We start from the raw sequence: 18612 nt of genomic DNA on the forward strand, positions 1-18612 counted from the left end.
GGAGCAGCATACATGGCCAATGAAAAACTTGCCGAATTCCTCGTCAATATCAGCTTTATCGGGCCTGTGGGCTGGCCGGAGGAGGATGTGGCGGCCTTGATTGCGAAGGAGCGTGCCCACGCCGCGGTGCTGGCCGAACAAGGACATCTGGTTCGCATGTGGAGGGTTCCGGGCCGCCGTGAAAACTGGGGCCTGTGGCGTGCGCGAGACGCGACGCATCTGCACGAAATCATTACCGGTCTTCCGTTCTGGCCGTACATGCAACTGCAGGTTCATCCCATGGCTTCTCATCCGGTTGATCCGCTGCGCTACTGACGAAAAGCATCCTCGAATTCGGACGACGGCAAGCTGGGTTATCAGAATGCGAACCCGCTCGAGGACCGCATCCCATTTGTCCAACTTTTCATCGAGATGGGGTGCGGGGTCTCCATCTCGCCTGCGGCGTAACAACCGGCTGGGTGGGCCGTGTTACGAAGACAGGACAGTGGGGCCGCCGAAGCGGTGGTGGCGTGAAAGGAGTGGATTACCGGGCCAGCCGGGATGCAGTGAACGCTTTTCGGTTCTCTATCTCTTCATAGATGTTTCGGCTTTGGCGGGCCTTCAGCGTCTCTTCGCCGTTCACCCGCCAATGCACCAATGTCATTTCGCCAGGCTTCAAGCCGCCCTCGCATTTCCCGAAGCGCTTCATACGTGCGAGGAACCGGCCGTGGCTTTCGGCGATATTGCCACGATTGACGATGACGGTTTCGGCTCGCGTTTCGTCGCTGCTCACGAATGTGGTCGTGTGCTGGACTTCCGTCTTTCTTGTCTTGTTTTCGGTCTTGGATGGGCCGGAGCATTGCATCGTCCAGGAGAGGATGTTGCTCGAAATCGTTGGCCGCGGTTCCTCGCAGGCCTCATCCAGGCTGGCAACGCTCGCCTCCTGCTCGCGCATTTCCAGCTCATGCAGGGCGAGGTCGGCTTTGGTGTCGAGGCAGGCATTCCAGATCTTCTGAATCGCGAATGTGGTCTTGCCATCGCTGATCGTGCTGGTCTGATCGAGAATCCAAAGCCCTCCATTGCGCGCGGGCATATCGGATGGAAGCTCGAAGGCGAGCGCATCGGGAAACGAGCCGAGGGCGAGAACCGCGGCGAGGGGGATCATGATCGAGCGCGCCAGATGGGTCACATCGCCCCCAGACGCTCGTTGATCTCGATGCCTTCCTGCCGCAGCTTTTCCACTCGGTTCAAAGCTTCATGAATGTTGTCGGCGGGGCGATTCTCGTTCGGCCACAGATCGCTGTTGCAGTTGAAACCGAGATCCACGATGTCGCCCGGTTTCAAATTGGCCGGACAATCACCGATCCACCGCTGCTCTTCGACCATGTTGTTTTCCCTATGAAAGATCACGTCGCGAGGCAGGCTATGTTCCTCGTTCACAATTTCACTGTCGCTCTTGAATGTCGTCGTCCAGCGGAAATCCATACCGGCCGCTTCGTCGTCATCCAGCGAATTGTTCCCGCAGCCCATCTCGCCGGTCATGACGTTGCCGTCCAAGGAAAATTTCGGTGCTTGGCACGCGATGTCGCTGTGGACCACTTCCAATTCCTTGCGCAGAATCTCGAGCTCGTGAAGGACGCGATCGGAGGTCGCGTCCAGGCAATGTTTCTTTATGGCTTTGACCTGGTTTGGGCCTACCGTGCCGGTCGCCCGCATTTTCCAGAGACCCGGCTTGCGGGTGGCGGAAGAACATAGCGCACGATTGCGCGCCAGGTCCACGAAACGCGTGCAAGCATTGCGATTTCTCCGGTCACTCGCCGCCATCACCACCACCTCCATCGCCGCCGCTATCCCCGCCGCCGTCGCCGCCGGAACCTGCGTCCCCATGTACCATGGATCCGCCATCGGCGCGTTTGGAAGCGCGATTTCGGTCTTTGCGCCAATCCCAGACCGGTCCGGCAAAGATCATAAGGATGGCGAGACCGAAGCCGCCATAGAGGATAAGCTCGGCAAGCAGGTTCGACCTGTCGCCCCGCTTTGCCGCGCGCTCCGCAGGGCTGTCAAAAGGGTTGAGCGCCAGATACCACGACCTTGGCTCCAAAGTGGTTGGTCGGCAGCTCAATTCGGAATTCCGAGACCGGTGGCAATGCCGGACTTCGCCCGTCCAATGGTTCGTGAGCAGGACCGTCTCCCGATCGATCCGCTCATGGTCATGTTCCAGTTGCATGTAGGCGAGCAGCATCGCCAGGAAGGCCATGGAAAGCAGCGGAGCGACAAATCTCTTCATTACACGCCATTGCCCCTATCGGAGTGGTTCGTGTCTCTCATGCCGCTGTGATACCATTCCTGGTCCGTTAGATCGGAAGCTTTTCAAACGTGTCGCGAATGATCGTCAGCGCCCGCTCCAGCGTCTGGCGATCGGGAGCACCGGAAAGGCTGACGCGAATTCCCGGCTCGGCATCCGGATCAATTGCAAAAGGTGCGGATGTGTTGATGAGGATCTTTCGTTCCTGGAGCTCGGCCGCAAGCGAGGTTTCCGTCCAGCCCTCGGGTATTTTCAGCCAGCAGTAAGGCGCCAGGGGATGCGATCCCCGCACATGCTTTTCCAGATACTTGCTGACGAGTTCTTGACGCGCCACGGCCTCCGTCCGCCGGATGCGAATTATGTCATCGATATCTCCATCAGCCAGCCAGCGGGTGGCCAGCTCGCTCATCAGCGGCGCGCAGCTCCAGGTCGTGCACCGCATCGCGGATGCGACGCGATAAGTGTAGGGGCCGGGCGTCACGAGGTACCCGACCCTCAGCCCGGTCATCACTGATTTGGTGAAGCTGGTGGTGAAGAAGCCCTTCTTGGGCAACATGGTCGTGATCGCAGGCAGATCGGCGTCGACGAGCGGTTTGTAGACCTCGTCCTCGATCACCGCGATATCGTAACGATCCGCGATCTCCGCGATTTGCTCGCGGCGGCGGGGGCCTGCCAGATGGGCCGTCGGATTGCCGAAAGTCGGCACCCACACGAGTGCGGCAACGCGGCGATGGCGACGGCATGCCTCCTCCAGGGCCTCGGGAATGATGCCTTGTTCGTCGCTTTCCACGCCGTGGAGTTCCAGACCCAGAATATGTGCCGCGCCTATGGTTCCGTTTTCGGTGAGGTTCTCGGTCAATACCGTGTCGCCGGCCTTGGCGACGGCCGAAAGCGCGAGAAAAACACCGTGGGTCGCGCCGTTGACGATGAAGAGACGGTCCATCGTCGCGCCGGCGTTCATCCCCCGCAGCCAGTCGAGTCCCGCCGCCACATGCGCATGGGCACCCGCAACCGGCCGGGACTGATACATCCATGCAGGCGAACGCTCCTGCGAAATACTCGAGATCGTTTCGTGAAACATCCGATCGAGATCGGGGTGGTGCGCGAGAAAGGTTACCGACAGATCAATCTGATCTCCCGGCCCCGGTGCAAGGATGAAGCTGCCCGTGCCGCTTGACCCGCGCGCGTTCACGAAACTGCCTCGGCCCACGACGCTTTGGATCAATCCCGCCATCTGGGCCTCTCTATAGGCAGTGTTGACCGTCTGGAAAGAGAGGTTGAGCGCGTGGGCGAGATCGCGCTGTGGCGGAAGTCTTTCTCCGAAGGAAAGCTCGCCATTCTCGATGGCCTGAGAAAGCGCGCGAAGCAGCGCTTTCGACTTTCCTCCATGCTGCTTGGTGTCCAGGACCGGTGTCCACATGCTCGCGCCCCGCTGCTGCCTGAGATCAATCTATTGATATAGATCAATAAAAATATTGACCTGAAATTCTTTTCAGAGAATCGTATCAAAACACAAATATTACTAAAGGGGAACGATCATGGTTGGAATCCGGAGCCTTGTTGGCGCCGTTGGCGGCTTGTTGGTTGGCTTGACCGCGGCGACATGGAGCATCGCTGAAGAATCCGCGCAAGAATATCTCGCCTCCAACACCCTGAACGTCGGCATCTACAATCAGGCTCCCTGGGGCTTCAAGGACGCCAATGGCGAGGTCAGGGGGTTCGATGTCGACGTCATCCGTGCCGTGCTGGAATCCACCGAGAACAAGGGCATAGAGTTCTCGGTAACCCAGTTTCCGGCCCTCATCCCGGGGCTTCAGGCCAGCCGTTTCGATGTTGCGACCGGTGGCCTATACATCACGCCGGCGCGCTGCGAGCTGGTGGAATTCACCAACCCGACATTGAAGGTGCCCGACGCGGCCATTGTGCTGAAGGGCAATCCCAAGAACATCCACAGCTTCGCCGATATCGCCGCCAAGGAGGACGTCATCTTCGCCGCAACCCGCGGCAGCATCACCGCCAAGCATGCCGACATGGCAGGCGTGCCGAAGGAGCGTCAGGTTCTCTTCCAGGACAATGCGTCCACCCTTGCCGCGCTTCTTGGAGGGCGTGTCGACGTGGGTGTTTCCTCGGCCGGTGCGGCAATCGCAATCCTGTCCGATCCGGCGACGGGGGAGCGGCTGGAACGCGCCGTGCCCTTCGAGGGCGTACAGGACGAGCAGGGCAACGAGGTCTTCGGCAACGTCTCCCTCGCGTTTCGCGCCGATCACGCCGCATTGCGCGATTTTTTCGACGAGCGCATCGCTGAAATGAAGGCCAACGGCGAACTCCTGGAAATCATGAAGAAATATGGGTTCACCGAAACTGAAATGGCAGCGGACCTTTCCCATCAGACGCTTTGCCAGGCCGAGTGATGTTCTTGCCGCCGTGGCGAAAAGCGTCATGGCGGCAACCAATTCCAGTCAGGAGCTACAAGCATGAAAATTGAACGGCTCGTCACGGCCGTCGGCCGCAATGGCTTTGCCCACAAGGACTTGGCAGCGATCAAGCAGGGGGCCGCACCCAACGGCTTTCTGTTCGACGGGCCGGTTGCCACGGTGGGTTTCGATGCCATCGTGCAGCCGGGTTCGGTTCTATCCGTCATGCTGGTTCTCGATGATGGCAATGTGGCCTTCGGCGACTGCGTCGACGTCATCTTTGCCGGGGCTGCCGGTCGCGACCCCGTGTTCCGTCCGCAGGAGCACGCGTCCTTCGTCGCCGAGGAATTGGCGCCGATCTTCCGGGAACTGGATCCACGGCAGTTGCGCACCAATATGGATCGTATCTGCCGATACAGCAGCAATGGCCGGCCCTTGCATACGGCACTGCAATACGGCCTCAGCCAGGCGCTTCTTCATGCTGCCGCGCTGGCCCGCCGGCAGACGATCGCCGAGGTCGTCGCCGCGGAATGGGGCACGGCCATCGCCGAAAAACCGATTCCAATCCTGGTTTCGGTTCCCAAGACAGACTGGACCCTGATCGACCGCATGATCATGAAGCAGGTGGACCTCCTGCCGCACGCAAGCTTCACGCATGTCGCGAACGATCTCGGGCATGGTGGCGAGAAGCTCCTGGATTTTGCAGGCGCATTGTCCCGTCGAATCCGGGAGATTGGCGCCTCCGGCTATCGGCCCAAGATCCACCTGGACACCTACGGAACCATCGGCGAACTCTTCGACCACGACGTCAAGGCGATCGCGTCCTTCATTGGGACCGTGGCGGAATCGGCCGCTCCCTTCGATCTCCTGATCGAGTCGCCCATCATCGCGAAATCCAGACAGGAGCAGATCGACCTTTACGCGACCCTCAGGCGCGCGATGCGCGAAGCCGGAACGGCGGCATCGGTGATCGTGGACGAATGGTGCAATACGATCGACGACATTCGCGCCTTCGGCGAAGCCGACGCCGCTGACGCGGTGCAGATCAAGGCTCCCGACCTGGGATCCCTCGACAATACGATCGATGCCGTTCTGTATTGCCACGAGATCGGGATGGGATGTTGCCTTGGCGGTACGGCGAATGAGACCGACCAGTCCGCGCGTATAACCTCCCATGTCGCGCTCGCCACGGGGCCGAACTTCCTTCTCTCGAAGCCCGGCCTGGGTGGCGACGAAGCGCTGATGATCCTCGGCAACGAAATGAACCGCACGCTTGCCCTGCTGGGCACCGGCGCGAGAACACCGGCTGGAAACGCGCCATGACCGTGCGGCCGGTCCCTGGCAGCAGAGGCCATCTGACCATCGATCCGCAGGCCAGCGGCAAATCGAGTGGCCATCTCGTATTCCCATGGTCTCGTGACGAATCCGCATGGGGGTCCTATTCGACGCCCGTGGGCGTCGTATCGAATGGCGAGGGCCCGACCGTGCTTCTCGCCGGCGGCAACCATGGAGACGAGCTGGAGGGTCCGCTTGCGATCCGCCAGGTCTTTGCGGAGCTCGATCCGAAGGATGTCCACGGCACTGCCATTTTCATGCCGTCGTTGAACCATGCCGCCGTTGTCGCTGGCCGCCGCACGTCTCCGATCGATGGCGGGAACATGAACCGGGCATTTCTGCAGCGCGCGGACGGGACATTGACCGAACAGGTGGCGCATTTCGTCGAGGCTTGCTTCGTGGAGCGAGCGGACGCGGTTCTCGATATTCATTCGGGCGGGCGCACGATGATGTTCTCGCCCTTCGCCGCCACCCATCGCCTGCCGAAACCGGCAGACCAGCGCCGCGCGATCGAGGCGGTGTCCCTCTTCGGTGCCCCCTATGCGATGGTGCTCGAAGAGTTGGACATGGTCGGCATGCTCGACACAGCCGTGGAAAGCCGCGGCAAACTCTTCGTGACGACCGAGCTTGGCGGCGGAGGCTCCACGACACCGTCCCTGGTTCGCATGGCGGTTCGCGGCATACGGAACTTCCTGGCGTTCACCGGTATCCTTCCGCGCGATCGTTTCGTGCCCGTCGAGCCTCCTCGCATGCTGGCGAATCTCGACAAGGGCTATCTCAGCGCGCCGGCAGGCGGCCTCATTCAATACCAGATCGAATTGGGACAGGAAGTGCGGGAAGGCGATCTGATCGCCACGCTACACGATTTGGACGTGCTGGATATGCCGGGGCGCCCCATCACTTCCCCGTGCGAGGGGCTGTTCATCGGACGCCTGCACGGTGGCGTCACGGTACGGGGCGACTTCATCGGACTTGTTGCGCGCGATCTCGACCAAAGCAGCTATCAGGCATAACGGAGCATCCAGTGAACCTTCCATTCTCACGCGACGAATTCCAGAGCCGGACCAACCGGGTGCAGGAGGCGATGGCCGCCGCCGGCGTGGACCTGCTTCTGGTGACCGACGCAAACCATATCTACTGGCTGACTGGTGCGGAAGATTGGGCGTTTTACACCCCGCTCTATGTCCTGGTTTCGGCGAAACATTCGATGCCGTTCTGGTACGGGCGCGCCATGGACCGCCCCGGCGCGCAAATGAGCACTTGGCTCGATGCCGATCACGTCATCGGCTATCCGGAAGATTACGTCCAGCAGACCGACCGTCATCCCAGCGATCATCTCGTCGGGGTCATCGCGGATCTGGGTCATGCACGCAGCGCGGTGGGATATGAATCGGAGAGCTACTATTTCTCCATCCGGGCTTTCGATCATCTGCGAAAAGGATTGCCGAACGCTCGATTCCTGGATTGCGACCTCCTCGTCAACCGGCTCCGGATGGAGAAGTCTGACGCCGAGATCGCCTATATGCGCGACGCCGCGGGCATTGCCGCGCGCACGATGAGCCATGCGATGGAACTGATCGCACCCGGCGTCCGGCAAAGCGAAGTGATGGCGGAGATATTCAAGACACAGATTGCGCCGGACGAGCGTTTCGGCGGCACCATCACCGGTTTGAGCCCGATCATTCTGGCGGGTGAGAAGGCTGCGACCGCGCACCCCGCCTGGAACGACGACAAATTCGAAAGCGGCCAGACAATCGCTCTCGAGCTTGGCGGAGCCCGGCGGCGCTATTGCAGTGGCCTGGCGCGTACCATGCATTTGGGTACCGGTTTGCCGGATGAAGTGCGCCGAACGGAAGCCGCGGTTGAGGAAGGCATGCAATCCGTCCTCGAATGCTTGCGCGCGGGCATTGAAGCTCAGGACGTGCACGCCGCATGGCAAAAGGTGCTCGACCGGCATGGGCTGAAAAAGGATAGCCGCATCGGATACGGCATCGGTGTCGGGTTTCCGCCGGATTGGGGTGAGCGCGCGGTGAGCTTGCGCCGCGGCGATAACACGATCCTGAAGCCCAACATGACCTTCCACATCATCTTGGGCATGTGGATGGAGGGGTGGGGGCTGGAACTTTCGGAAACCGTGCGGGTGACCACGGCAGGCTTTGAATGTCTCACGCAGTTTCCCCATGGCGTCAGGCTGAAGGGATAAACCTCGCAGAAAGGGTAGGGCGTGACCTACGGCCAAATTCTTTGGGGCATTTTCGAGGGATTCCGTGTCACCGGGCTCGTGACTGTCCTCGGTCTCGCCTACGCAATTCCGTTCGCCTTCATATTCGGCATCCTGCAGCATATCGCGACAGGCTGGAAAGGAGCGCCGGTTACGATTTTCATCGAGTTCTGGCGCTCGTCTCCCGTCATCGTCCTGCTCTTTGCCTTTTACTACACGCTGCCGCTGTTCGGCGTCACGCTTTCGGCGCTTTCGGTGGCGGCGATGGTGCTGGGCATGAATATCGGCGGCTATGGAAGTCAGGCGGTGCGCGCGGCATTGCAGGCGCTTGACCGCGGCCAAACCGAAGCCGGCCTCGCTATTGGGCTCACGCGCAGTCAGGTGCTGGCCTATGTCGAGCTGCCGCAGGCGATAATGGCGATGGTCCCGACCTTCATGAATCAGTTCATCCAACTGATCAAATCAACGGCGCTGGTGTCCCTGATCACGCTGACCGACATGACCTATCGCGCAAAGGAAATTTCGCAGATCGTCTTCGATCCAGTGGCCGTCTATTCGGCGCTCCTGCTGGCCTACCTCATCATATGTTACCCGGTGACGGTGATGGGTCGCCACATCGAGAAGCGTGTCACCAAAGGCAGGAGGGCGTCGGATGCAATTTGATACTGCATATGCGCTCGAGACGGTGCCGATCATTCTGCAGGCGGCAGGCACGACGATCGGTGTTGCCGTCGCCAGTTGCTTCGGCGCGGCTCTGCTTGGCTTCGCATGGGAAATCCTTCGCAGATCCGGCCGGATCATGTCCTATGTGATGCGCTTCGTCATCGACTGCATCCGCTCCACGCCGGTGCTGGCTCAGATATATTTCATCTATTTCGTTTTGCCCTATTACGGGATCAGGTTGCCGGCTCTGCTTGTCGGCATATTGTGCCTCAGCTTCTATTATTCAGGCTATCTGGCTGAGGTATTCCGCGCCGGCATCGACATGATCCATCATGGCCAGATGGAAGCGGCGAAGGCGCTGGGGCTGAGTCGCCGCCACACGATCGCTTTCATCATAGCACCGCAAATGCTGCGCAACATCGCGGCCCCGCTGGGCAACTATTTCGTATCGATCCTGAAGGCCACGCCTTACCTTGCAGTCATCGCCGTGCCCGAGATGCTCGGAAGCGCGCTCGACATCGCGGCCGAGACCTTCCGCTATGCCGAGCCACTCTTCGTTTCGGCGGTAATCTTTCTTGGCCTGGCATTCGTTATCTCGCAGCTCGTCGCCCAAATGGAGCGCCGGCTCATGGCATCGCACAGGCGGTAAGCGTTCAGACAGGGGATTGGCGTGACAGTTGATCGGGAAGACAAAAATGGGATGGCGGGCGATCCCGCCGTTCAGTTCGTTGCCGTCGACAAATGGTATGGCAGTTTCCAGGTGCTTCGCGGCATAGATCTGTCAGTCGGACGTGGGGAGCGGATCGTGATCTGCGGACCTTCCGGTTCGGGCAAATCGACATTGATCCGCTGCATAAACGGGCTGGAACGGCACGGGGCGGGCCGCATACTCGTAAACGGCACGGAGATCACGGGGCAGTCCAGGACTATACATGCGCTGCGCCAGGACGTCGGCATGGTGTTCCAGCATTTCAATCTGTTCCCGCATCTGACGGTTATCGGCAACTGCACGCTCGCGTTGACGAAATCCCGCAAGATCGGCGGCAAGGAGGCACGGGACATCGCCATGCATTACCTTGCGCGGGTCAGGATACCGGAGCAGGCCGATAAATATCCTGCTCAGCTTTCGGGCGGCCAGCAGCAGCGCGTGGCAATCGCCCGCGCTCTATGCCTCAACCCCAAAATCATGCTGTTCGATGAGCCGACTTCCGCGCTTGATCCTGAAATGATCCGGGAGGTCCTCGATGTCATGGTGAGCCTGGCGCAGGACGGGATGACGATGCTCTGCGTCACGCATGAGATGGGCTTTGCGAAGACCGTTGCCGATCGTGTCGTTTTCATGGATCAAGGATTGATCGTCGAGCAGGCTCCCCCCGAGGACTTCTTCGCCAATCCACGGGAGGAACGTTCCCGTCATTTCCTGCGTCAATTGCTGAACTAGCGAGGCCGGCGAGGATATTCCGGCTCGCGGGCTTCGCTCAGGCGAGCCAACGGCCGAGATTGTCGCGCACGAAATCGTCGTCGTTGAGCTCGGGATAGTCGCGCGCGATCCGATCGAGTTCCTCGATCTGGCCCGGCCCCATCGTCTCGTTTGGATCGAGGCACCAGATGCCTTCGAGCAGCCCTTGACGGCGCAGCACCTCGTGGATCGCTGCGATACAGCCGGCAAAGTCGTTGGCGACGTCGAACAGCACGCCGTTGGCGTCGGTGGTGCGGGCGTCGAGTTCCAGCCATTCGGAGGCCGAGCGCGCATCGGGACGCTCGTGAATGTCGGCCAGAAGCTCCACCGCCTTTTTCGTCCACACGGCCCAGTGGCCGAGCAGGCCGCCCTTGACGCGAACGCTGACCGGCTTGCCGTCGCGAGAAAAGGTGAAGCGCGTTATCAGGTCGGCGACGATGTGATCGTCATTGCCGGTGTAGAGCGTGATGCGCTCTTCCGCGCGCGCGTCGATCACGGCGCGGACCACGTCGATCGTGCGGTAGCGGTGGAATGGAGCCATCTTGATCGCAATGACGTTGTCGATCTCGGCAAAGCGCTTCCAGAAGGAATAGGGCAGCGGCTGACCGCCGACCGCTACCTGAAGGTAGAAGCCGACGACCGGCATGACGTCCGCTACCGCGCGGCAGTGGGTGATCAGTTCGTCCTCGCTGGCATCCTTCATCGCGGCGAGGCCGAGAAGCACGGCATGATAACCCTTGGAGCGGGCAAGCTCCGCCTCGCGCACCGCCTGTTCGGTCTTGCCGATCGCGCCGGCGACGAGGAACGGTTCAGACGAATGACGTGCAGCTTCCTCAGCGGCGAGCGACAGCACCGGTTCCAGGAGGCCATGGTCGCGGATTTCGAACTGGGTGGTGTGGACGGCAACCGCCATGCCGTGCGCGCCCGCGTCGAGGTAGTAGCGCGATAGTGCACGCTGGCGGCGTTCGTCGAGCTTGCGCGAGGCATCAAGTGCAAGAGGATGGGCGGGAATGACACCGCCCTTGCGCAGTGCTGCAAGGGGAACGGCGGGGATGTCGTTGATCTTCATGGTTGAACTCTTGGAATGTCGATGGAGGAAGCGTCAGGGCGCAGATAGCCGAGAATGACATCGACGACATGCCTGCGGCGCATGTCGAGCACGTCGCGGGTCTTGGGCAGGGCGAAGATCGCCGAGAGCGTGTGCCTGTTGGCGATGAAGAAGTAGCAGATGCTGGCAATCGAGATGTAGAGCTGTACGGGGTCCACGCCGGAGCGGAACACGCCTTCGGCTTCACCGCGCTTCAGAATTTCCTCGATCAGCGCCACGAGCGGACTGTTGAGATCGCGCGCGCGCGCCGAATGCAGGACATGCACGCCGCCATGCATGTTTTCGTCATTGATGAGCGAGATGAATTCCGGATGATCGCTGACATAGTCAAAGGAGAAGCCGATCAGTTCCTGCATCGCCGCGCGCGGGGAGCGGTGCGCAAGGTCGAGTTTGCGCTCTGCTGCGCGGATCTTCTCGTAGGTGACCTCCAGCACGGCGCTGAAGAGATCCTCTTTGGAGCCGAAATAGTGGTAGATCAACGCCTTGTTGCAGCGGGCGCGCGTGGCTATGGCGTCGATGCGGGTGCCTTTGAGCCCCTTCTTGGCGAATTCCTTTTCGGCGGCCTTCAGGATGCGGGCACGGGTGGCCGCCGCATCGCGCGTCTGCCGGGGCTTCTCCTTCCCCGACGATGCATCGCTGCGCGACATGGTCTTTGCGCCCCTATACTTAGTAATTGCCATCGCGAACCTCGAAATGGGTCGGCTTGCCGAGCGAGGGCCGGCCGTCCGAAAGCCACTTCGCCGTCCAGTCGATCAGGCGCGGCAGCGGCACCGAAGGGTAGCCGAAAAGTTGCTGCTGGAGACTGGTGTCCACGATCCAGGCCTTGTCCTGCTCCTTGCCGGAAATGGCTGGCTCCCTGCCGAACTTTTCGCCGAATTTCTGGGCGAGCCGGCGTATGCTGACGAGCTCCGGGCCGGACAGGTTGAGCAGAAACGGCGGATTGTCGGCATGGGCGAGCGACTGCAGCGCGATATCGTTGGCGTCACCCTGCCAGATGACGTTGCAATGTCCGCTGTCGACCTGCACTGGCTCTCCCGCCTGCACCGCGCTCGCCACATCGTGCAGAACGCCATAGCGCATGTCGATGGCGTATGACAGCCGGACGAGCGACACCTTCGTTCCACGCGTGCGCGAGAAATGCTCGAACATGCGCTCGCGGCCGACGCAGGAATTGGCGTATTCGCCGGGCGGATTCAGGTCGAGGTCCTCGCGCGCGCCCTGGCCGGTGATGTCCACGAAGGGATAGACGCAGGCCGTCGAGAACGCGGCGATGCGCGCATCCGCGAAGGCCTCGGCTACGATGGCCGGCACCTGCACGTTCATCGCCCAGGTGAGCGACTGGTTGCCCGCCGAGCCGAATTTGCGGCCGGCCATGAAGACGACGTTGGCGGTCTTTTCCAACCTATCCACGGCGGTGCGATCGAGCAGGTCGCACTCCACGGTCTCGATGTCCCAGCCTCGGAGTTTCTCCTTCAAGCCGGCTTCCGAAAAGCGGGCGACGCCGATGACGCGCTTGTGGGGGGCCGCGCGCTTGGCCATGCGGGCGAGCGTCGGGCCCATCTTGCCGCCGACGCCGAGAATGGTGATATCGCCGTCGAGGCAGGCGAAGGTGTCGATGAGTTTCTGGCTCGGGCGCGACAGCAGCTCCTCGAGCTCTTCCTCGTTGCGGATTTCCGATGGCAGTGCGTTCATTCTGGCGTTTCCCTTGAGCGTCAGATGGCTGTCTTTGTATTGAGCATCGCGAACGACCAGTCCTGCGGCGCGATGCTTTGGGCGAGATCGGGTTTGACGGTGGAGCCGAGTCCCGGTCGGTCGAGAGAGGCGACGGAGAGCGCACCGTCGCGGATGGCGAGCTGGATGCGGCCGCCCGCGCGCTCATAGAGGTCGGGATGGGCGGCGAGCGCCGCTTCCGCCTCCTGCTCCGGCAGGTGATCGAGCCCGCGGAAATAGTGGTGCCCATTGCGTTCGACATGGCCGATGCCGAGCGCGGCGACGACGGCGAGGTCGGCCTGAAGCGAGACTGTGGGCAGGCAGGTCAGGTCTTCGGCCGACTGGAAATAGTCGCCGGGCCGGCCCGTAAGGCGGCTGTGGCGCGCGGCGAGCATCGCATTCAGAACCGAGCGGATGACGCCCTTGCAGTTCTTGTGACTGACCCCGTGATAGCCGAGGTCGATGGCCTCGCGGAATGCGCTCGTCCAGCCGTCCGCCTCGTCGATCAGCAGAGGCAGGCCGATTGTCTCGAGCGCCGTTTCGTCGAGCGTGTCGGCGAGGGCGACGGAGCGTTCCAGCGGCTGCTCGACGAAGAGCGTCGCCCTGTAGAGGGCGTCGAGCGCGGGGCGCGAGCGGACCGCGTCCATCAGCGCGGCGAAGTTCTCCAAGCGCTTGTACTGCTCGTTGCCGTCGAGCGTGGCAGCAATCGTACGACCGCCGGAGGCGAGCAGACCGGCAATTGCTTCCAGCCGGGCGATATCGGCATCGAGATCGCCGCCGACCTTTATCTTGAGATAGCGGATACCGTCTTGGCGCAGATAGTCTTCCAGCGTTTCGGGGAGGCCGTCGCCTGCCGGCTCGAACGGGTCGGCCGCCGTGAGCGGATCGACCATGCCGATGGTGTGGCGCAGGTCGAGCTTTCCGAACGGTGTCGATGGCAGCGCGTCGTCCACGCTCATCCCAGCAAGTTCCGGGAACACGTCAGTTGGGCGCAGGCCGAGTGCGTCTTTGGTCAGCATGGCACGGAACCCGAGACCCAGCGCCTTGCCGACGCCGTCGATCATCGCGCGCTCGATCATTGAGACGCCGAAGGATGCGCCGAGCCGATTGAAGCCGCCTTCGACGGAAGCACGATCCACCGCCACGTCGAGCTGCCGCCACAGTTCGAACGGTGTCGCCTCTGGCAGGTCGCGGGCAATGCCGGCCGCTAGCTGGACAACCCAGAGCAGGTCGGCGACGTTGTCGGCCGGCGTCTTCTCCGGTCGCTTGTCGAACCATTTGTAGGCGAGCAGGTCGGAGGAATAGCCGACGACGCTGCGGCCCTCGACCGTCATCTCCAGTTCGAGGGTCAGCGAGGCTGCGGCCTCCATCGTGACGACGCCGAAGCGGAAGGGCATGCGCGCGAATGCGTTGGTGATGCCGAGCCGGATATCGCCCAGCTTCACCTTGGGCACGGTCATGGGCGGATCTCCAAAGTCTCGATGATGCCGCGCAGATAGCCGATGGCGCGCGCGGCGGCGGCAGGCCCGTCGGGGTGATAGTCGAAGGGTTCGACGCCGACCACGCCCTCATAACCAAGGTCGAACAATCCTTGCAGGATCGGCGCGAAACCGCGTTCGCCCTGGCCGGGCGCGCGCCTGTTGTCGTCGTTAAGATGGATATGGCGGATATGGCCGGACGGCAGGTGCCGGCGGATGAGCGCGTCTGGCCCCTCGCTTTCACCGCCCCACGCGGCCAAGGTGTCGATCATTGTCGCGAGAGAGGGGAGGCCGATTTCCTCAACTATTTCCAGTGCTTCGCCGACATTAGTGACGAAATCGGTCATTGCCGGCGATAGTGGCTCGATGCAGTAGGTGACGCCGGCCTGACCGGCGCGTTCGCCCGCTTGGCGCAGCAAGACAAGCGCGCTGTCGCGGGCGCGCTGCGGGCTCGATGCATGGGCGAGCACGCGCTGGGTCGGCGAGCCATGGACGATGACCTTGCCGCCGAGATCGGCGCAGAGCTCGACCATCGCCGCCATATGGTCGCCGGTGCGGCGATGAATGTCCTGATCGTTGCTGGTGAGCGAGAGGCCGGCGGGTACGTTCAGCAGCCAATGTAGCCCGGTGACGGCGATGCCTTCTTTTTCCGCCGCACGTCGATAGTTCGCGCGCTGCGTGGAAGTCAGCAGCGCGGGCTCGTCGGAGAGCGTGAAAGGCGCGATCTCCAGCCCGTCATAGCCGAGCGCGGCTGCAAGCGCGCACTGGCGCTCGAACGGCAACTGCGCCACGACCTCGTTGCAGAGCGCGATGCGCAAGCCGCTCATCCGGGCAACCTTACGAGGAATATCTGCACGAAGACGAAGCGCACGACGAATGCGGAACACAGGCCCAGCACGAGGGCGCCGATGCAAAGCTTCGGAAGCGAAAGCTTTCGCTGCGGATTGAGCAGCTCGGCACCAATCGTGAAGATGAACACGAAAAGCGTGGTGGCGATGATGAACGGGACGTTGCCGAACAGGACGAAGCCGTAGGTCATGACCGTCACCAGGGTGAAGATCATGCGGGTGGCGCTGCCAGCAGACCAGTTGAGGATCGGCAGCGGGGTCGCGCCGCCGCGCCCCGCCATTGCGCGCGCGATCAGCGCCACGCCCAATACGGCCAACACCGTGCTCAGCAAGCCAGGGGTGAGACCAGGCACCGTGAACGGGTCCGCGTTGCGGTTTTCGAAACGCGGCATTCGCAGTGACTCGATTAGGCCGGCAACGCCAATGATGGTGAAGACGAGACCGCCGATCATGTCGGTAACGAGTGGACGGGCGCGGGTCATGGGCGGGCTCCATCTATCCTTGTTGTTTCGCGAAACTGCCGTGCCAGGGAGGTGTCGATGGCGGCAAGCGTCGCGGCGAGTTCCAGCGCACCCTGTGATGCGTCGCACATCACGGGCGCGCCGTCGCGCACCGCGTTGCGGAAAATTCCGAAGCTTGCCGATAGAAGCACCTCCGGCGTCGAGGCGAGGGCGGTCCGTGACGAAAGCGATCGCGGGTCTACGCCGTGGCCGCCTGCCGAGCGCTCATAGGCGACCTTCGACAGGACGAGACGGTTGCGGTTGAAGTCGATGGCGATGTTGCCGGCGCGGCCGATCAGCGTCAGCCTCTTGGTGGTCACTGCGCCCGGCACGAACGCGTCCTCGGCCTCGCCCGCGACAAGTACGCCAAGCCGCAGCCGGCCCTTCGCGCCATCGGCGAAGCCCAGTTCGATGACGATGTCGTCCGCGACCTCGCTGTCGAGCATGCTCCACGAGCGCGCCTCGACCTCCACGATCGGCGAACCGGCGAAATGACGCATCAGGTCGAGGAAATGCACGCCATCGTTCTCGGCGAGCGAGGAATCGGCGCGCATCCGCTTCCATCCCGAAAAGTCGCCGTCGAGGGCGAGCAATTCGCCGATCTCGCCGGCGCTCAGCAGGCGGCGTGCCTCAACGACAAGCGGATGGGCGCGCAGGACGAGGCCGATCTGGACCGGTAGCAAGCCGGCCGCGTCGATGAGCTGATGCGCTTCCGAAACCGTCTTCACGGCCGGTTTTTCGATCATCACCGGCTTGCCGGCTTCGAGGGCCGAAAGCGCCAGCGGTAAGTGGAAGGCAGGAGGTGCGACCACATCGACGATGTCGGCGCGGTCCATCAGCGCCGTGGGATCGGCTGCGAGCCGGTCTTCCGCGATGCCGAGTTGGCTCGCTCGTCTCAGCGCGGCTTGCGATGGGTCGGCTACCATGAGCTCGATGTCGGGATCGAGCCGACGCCATGCCTTGGCGTGCGGTTCACCGAACGCGCCGAAGCCGCAGATCAGCACGGTGTCAGCCGTGGCCATTGTTCTTCACCGGTGATGCGATGCGCGAAAGCGCTGCACGAACGGCACGCTGTACCGCCGGCAGCGAGAATAGGACGATCAGGAGCACCATGCCTGCGATGATCGCGCTGATGGGGCGCGTGACGAAGTCCACCGGGTTTCCCTGGCTGATCGACAGGCTGCGGCGCAGGTTGTTGTCGAGGATCGGGCCAAGCACCACGCCGAGGATCATCGGCGCGACCGGGAAGCCCGTCTCGCGCATCAGAAAGCCGATCAGGCCGAAGCCGATCATTACCCAGACATCGAAGATGCGCCCGGCGATGGCGAAGGAACCGACCACGCACAGGACGAAGATCACGCCCATCAGCCATTCGCGGCGGATCTTGAGGACGTAGAGCAGCGGACGGGTCAGAAGGAGGCCCAGGACCAGCATCGCGCAGCTCGCCCAGAAAACCATGGCAACGACCGAGTAGAAAAAATCGGCCTGGGTGATCATGATCAGCGGGCCAGGGCGAAGCCCGTGGATAATCATGGCTGCCAGTAGCACGGCGGCCGGCGCGGAACCAGGAATGGCGAGCGTGAGGACCGGAATGAGCGCGCCGGGGACGGCGGCGTTGTTGCCGGTCTCGGCGGCGAGCAGGCCGTCGGGCGAGCCTCTGCCGAATTCCTCGGGGGTCTTGGAGGCGCGCTTGGCAGCGGCGTAGGAGACCCATGCGCCCATGTCTTCGCCGACGCCCGGAACCACGCCCATGAACGTGCCGATTGCGCCCGAGCGCAGCCAGGTTCTGGTGTAGCGCAGCGACGACAGTGCGGCACTCAGCACGTTGCCGACCTTCGAGGCGACGAGTTGGGTGGCTTCCTGGCGCATGACCACGAAGACCTCGGCGCAGCCGAACGCGCCGACGAGGACCGGCAGCAGCCCGAAGCCGCCTTCGAGGTTCGGGACGCCGTAGGAGAAGCGCGCATAGGCGTGCAGGCTCTCTTGCCCAACCATGGCGATGAGCAGGCCGAAGAAGCCGGCGATCCAACCCTTGAGCGGATCGTCCATTGCGGTGAGTTGGCCGCACAGCACAATGCCGAACACCGCGAGCCAGAAGAATTCGAAGGAGGTGAAATCGAGCGCGAATTCGGCAAGCCATGGCGCGACGATCGCAAGACCGAGCATGCCGACGATGGAACCCAGGAAGGAGCCGGTGGTCGCGATGGCCATGGCTTCGCCGGCGCGCCCGGTCTTGGCAAGCGGGAAACCGTCCAGAACCGAGGCCGCGTTGGCCGGGGTGCCGGGAATGTTGAGCAGGATCGCGGTCCGTCCGCCGCCGTAGATCGCGCCGATATAGACGCAGATCAAAACGAGGATCGCCGTGTTGGGCTGCATGGTGAAAGTGAGCGTGGTGACCAGCGCGACGCCCAGAGTGGCCGTCAGGCCCGGGATCATGCCGATGACGATGCCCAGGAGCGTCGCCCATATCACGACGAATATGTCGGCCGACAGGCCGATCGCCGCGACCGCGTTGAGAAAATGAAAAAGCCCGTCCATGTGCCGCCTGCCTGTCGATGATCCGCGATAGGACCCTCCGGGACAGATGCCCCG

Annotated in this window: 20 protein-coding genes; 8 read left to right on the plus strand and 12 right to left on the minus strand. The window is 62.3% G+C overall.

Features of this window, described 5'->3' with window-relative positions; translation table 11 throughout:
* Positions 1–12 precede the first annotated feature (12 nt).
* Positions 13–315, plus strand: a complete 303-nt coding sequence (locus XW59_RS11885) for a muconolactone Delta-isomerase family protein (RefSeq protein WP_047145105.1) — start codon at positions 13–15, stop codon at positions 313–315.
* A gap of 208 nt (positions 316–523) precedes the next feature.
* Here XW59_RS11885 and XW59_RS11890 read toward each other — a convergent pair whose 3' ends face one another.
* The 4 genes from XW59_RS11890 to XW59_RS11905 all read right to left on the minus strand — a co-directional run bounded on the left by XW59_RS11890 (position 524) and on the right by XW59_RS11905 (position 3704).
* Positions 524–1168 (minus strand): hypothetical protein, encoded by a 645-nt coding sequence (locus XW59_RS11890; protein ID WP_047145104.1) that lies wholly within the window; start codon positions 1166–1168, stop codon positions 524–526.
* Complete coding sequence (locus XW59_RS11895) at positions 1165–1866, minus strand: DUF3617 family protein (protein ID WP_170990133.1); 702 nt, start codon at positions 1864–1866, stop codon at positions 1165–1167. The genes XW59_RS11890 and XW59_RS11895 overlap by 4 nt, the downstream gene beginning before the upstream one ends.
* Positions 1790–2236, minus strand: a complete 447-nt coding sequence (locus tag XW59_RS11900) for a hypothetical protein (RefSeq protein WP_136068140.1) — start codon at positions 2234–2236, stop codon at positions 1790–1792. Before XW59_RS11900 ends, XW59_RS11895 begins: the two co-directional genes overlap by 77 nt.
* A 97-nt stretch (positions 2237–2333) precedes the next feature.
* Positions 2334–3704 carry a PLP-dependent aminotransferase family protein gene (locus XW59_RS11905; RefSeq protein ID WP_047145101.1) on the minus strand — a complete coding sequence of 457 codons (1371 nt, stop codon included), beginning with the start codon at positions 3702–3704 and terminating at the stop codon, positions 2334–2336.
* 160 nt (positions 3705–3864) lie between these two features.
* Here XW59_RS11905 and XW59_RS11910 point away from each other — a divergent pair, with 160 nt between their 5' ends.
* From XW59_RS11910 to XW59_RS11940, 7 genes are all read left to right on the plus strand, one after another.
* Entirely contained in the window at positions 3865–4695 is an 831-nt protein-coding gene (locus XW59_RS11910; RefSeq protein WP_052958103.1) for a transporter substrate-binding domain-containing protein, read from the plus strand.
* Between the two features lie 63 nt (positions 4696–4758).
* Positions 4759–6021 carry a methylaspartate ammonia-lyase gene (locus XW59_RS11915; RefSeq protein ID WP_047145099.1) on the plus strand — a complete coding sequence of 421 codons (1263 nt, stop codon included), beginning with the start codon at positions 4759–4761 and terminating at the stop codon, positions 6019–6021.
* Complete coding sequence (locus tag XW59_RS11920; RefSeq protein ID WP_047145098.1) at positions 6018–7046, plus strand: succinylglutamate desuccinylase/aspartoacylase family protein; 1029 nt, start codon at positions 6018–6020, stop codon at positions 7044–7046. The genes XW59_RS11915 and XW59_RS11920 overlap by 4 nt, the downstream gene beginning before the upstream one ends.
* Positions 7047–7105: 59 nt before the next feature.
* Positions 7106–8236, plus strand: coding sequence for a Xaa-Pro peptidase family protein (locus XW59_RS11925; protein WP_281406227.1), 1131 nt, complete (start codon positions 7106–7108; stop codon positions 8234–8236).
* 21 nt (positions 8237–8257) lie between these two features.
* Complete coding sequence (locus XW59_RS11930; protein ID WP_047145096.1) at positions 8258–8917, plus strand: amino acid ABC transporter permease; 660 nt, start codon at positions 8258–8260, stop codon at positions 8915–8917.
* The gene (locus XW59_RS11935; protein ID WP_047145095.1) at positions 8907–9566 is read left to right on the plus strand and encodes an amino acid ABC transporter permease; all 660 of its coding nucleotides are present in this window, start codon (positions 8907–8909) and stop codon (positions 9564–9566) included. The genes XW59_RS11930 and XW59_RS11935 overlap by 11 nt, the downstream gene beginning before the upstream one ends.
* Positions 9567–9617: 51 nt before the next feature.
* Positions 9618–10358: an amino acid ABC transporter ATP-binding protein gene (locus XW59_RS11940; RefSeq protein ID WP_047145094.1), complete on the plus strand. Its 741-nt coding sequence runs from the start codon at positions 9618–9620 to the stop codon at positions 10356–10358.
* A 37-nt stretch (positions 10359–10395) separates the two neighbouring features.
* Here the strand turns inward: XW59_RS11940 and XW59_RS11945 are convergent, their stop codons facing one another.
* The 8 genes from XW59_RS11945 to XW59_RS11980 are packed head-to-tail and all read right to left on the minus strand — an operon-like array spanning position 10396 to position 18558.
* Positions 10396–11445 carry a dihydrodipicolinate synthase family protein gene (locus XW59_RS11945; RefSeq protein ID WP_047145093.1) on the minus strand — a complete coding sequence of 350 codons (1050 nt, stop codon included), beginning with the start codon at positions 11443–11445 and terminating at the stop codon, positions 10396–10398.
* Positions 11442–12131 carry a TetR/AcrR family transcriptional regulator gene (locus tag XW59_RS11950; protein WP_047145092.1) on the minus strand — a complete coding sequence of 230 codons (690 nt, stop codon included), beginning with the start codon at positions 12129–12131 and terminating at the stop codon, positions 11442–11444. The genes XW59_RS11945 and XW59_RS11950 overlap by 4 nt, the downstream gene beginning before the upstream one ends.
* Positions 12132–12150: 19 nt before the next feature.
* On the minus strand, positions 12151–13176 hold the full coding sequence (locus tag XW59_RS11955) for an NAD-dependent epimerase/dehydratase family protein (RefSeq protein WP_047145091.1): 1026 nt from the start codon (positions 13174–13176) through the stop codon (positions 12151–12153).
* Positions 13177–13196: 20 nt separating this feature from the next.
* A complete protein-coding gene (locus XW59_RS11960) occupies positions 13197–14654 on the minus strand; it encodes an enolase C-terminal domain-like protein (RefSeq protein ID WP_047145090.1) in 1458 nt (485 codons plus the stop codon).
* The gene (locus tag XW59_RS11965; protein ID WP_206077704.1) at positions 14651–15499 is read right to left on the minus strand and encodes a sugar phosphate isomerase/epimerase family protein; all 849 of its coding nucleotides are present in this window, start codon (positions 15497–15499) and stop codon (positions 14651–14653) included. Before XW59_RS11965 ends, XW59_RS11960 begins: the two co-directional genes overlap by 4 nt.
* Positions 15496–16002, minus strand: coding sequence for a tripartite tricarboxylate transporter TctB family protein (locus XW59_RS11970; protein WP_047145089.1), 507 nt, complete (start codon positions 16000–16002; stop codon positions 15496–15498). Before XW59_RS11970 ends, XW59_RS11965 begins: the two co-directional genes overlap by 4 nt.
* Positions 15999–17042, minus strand: coding sequence for a Gfo/Idh/MocA family oxidoreductase (locus XW59_RS11975; RefSeq protein WP_047145088.1), 1044 nt, complete (start codon positions 17040–17042; stop codon positions 15999–16001). Before XW59_RS11975 ends, XW59_RS11970 begins: the two co-directional genes overlap by 4 nt.
* Positions 17029–18558: a tripartite tricarboxylate transporter permease gene (locus tag XW59_RS11980; protein ID WP_047145087.1), complete on the minus strand. Its 1530-nt coding sequence runs from the start codon at positions 18556–18558 to the stop codon at positions 17029–17031. The genes XW59_RS11975 and XW59_RS11980 overlap by 14 nt, the downstream gene beginning before the upstream one ends.
* Positions 18559–18612 lie beyond the last annotated feature (54 nt).

It is taken from the genome of Aquamicrobium sp. LC103, assembly GCF_001014615.2.
Taxonomy (GTDB): domain Bacteria; phylum Pseudomonadota; class Alphaproteobacteria; order Rhizobiales; family Rhizobiaceae; genus LBCQ02.

Excerpts from the sequence above, each read along its gene's own strand:
- XW59_RS11895 (WP_170990133.1), bottom strand. The coding sequence starts at position 1,866 with ATGGGGACGCAGGTTCCGGCGGCGACGGCGGCGGGGATAGCGGCGGCG.
- XW59_RS11940 (WP_047145094.1), top strand. The coding sequence starts at position 9,618 with ATGGCGGGCGATCCCGCCGTTCAGTTCGTTGCCGTCGACAAATGGTAT.
- XW59_RS11950 (WP_047145092.1), bottom strand. The coding sequence starts at position 12,131 with ATGTCGCGCAGCGATGCATCGTCGGGGAAGGAGAAGCCCCGGCAGACG.
- XW59_RS11900 (WP_136068140.1), bottom strand. The coding sequence starts at position 2,236 with ATGGCCTTCCTGGCGATGCTGCTCGCCTACATGCAACTGGAACATGAC.
- XW59_RS11915 (WP_047145099.1), top strand. The coding sequence starts at position 4,759 with ATGAAAATTGAACGGCTCGTCACGGCCGTCGGCCGCAATGGCTTTGCC.
- XW59_RS11935 (WP_047145095.1), top strand. The coding sequence starts at position 8,907 with ATGCAATTTGATACTGCATATGCGCTCGAGACGGTGCCGATCATTCTG.
- XW59_RS11975 (WP_047145088.1), bottom strand. The coding sequence starts at position 17,042 with ATGGCCACGGCTGACACCGTGCTGATCTGCGGCTTCGGCGCGTTCGGT.
- XW59_RS11955 (WP_047145091.1), bottom strand. The coding sequence starts at position 13,176 with ATGAACGCACTGCCATCGGAAATCCGCAACGAGGAAGAGCTCGAGGAG.
- XW59_RS11960 (WP_047145090.1), bottom strand. The coding sequence starts at position 14,654 with ATGACCGTGCCCAAGGTGAAGCTGGGCGATATCCGGCTCGGCATCACC.
- XW59_RS11970 (WP_047145089.1), bottom strand. The coding sequence starts at position 16,002 with ATGACCCGCGCCCGTCCACTCGTTACCGACATGATCGGCGGTCTCGTC.
- XW59_RS11945 (WP_047145093.1), bottom strand. The coding sequence starts at position 11,445 with ATGAAGATCAACGACATCCCCGCCGTTCCCCTTGCAGCACTGCGCAAG.
- XW59_RS11920 (WP_047145098.1), top strand. The coding sequence starts at position 6,018 with ATGACCGTGCGGCCGGTCCCTGGCAGCAGAGGCCATCTGACCATCGAT.
- XW59_RS11905 (WP_047145101.1), bottom strand. The coding sequence starts at position 3,704 with ATGTGGACACCGGTCCTGGACACCAAGCAGCATGGAGGAAAGTCGAAA.
- XW59_RS11980 (WP_047145087.1), bottom strand. The coding sequence starts at position 18,558 with ATGGACGGGCTTTTTCATTTTCTCAACGCGGTCGCGGCGATCGGCCTG.
- XW59_RS11885 (WP_047145105.1), top strand. The coding sequence starts at position 13 with ATGGCCAATGAAAAACTTGCCGAATTCCTCGTCAATATCAGCTTTATC.
- XW59_RS11965 (WP_206077704.1), bottom strand. The coding sequence starts at position 15,499 with ATGAGCGGCTTGCGCATCGCGCTCTGCAACGAGGTCGTGGCGCAGTTG.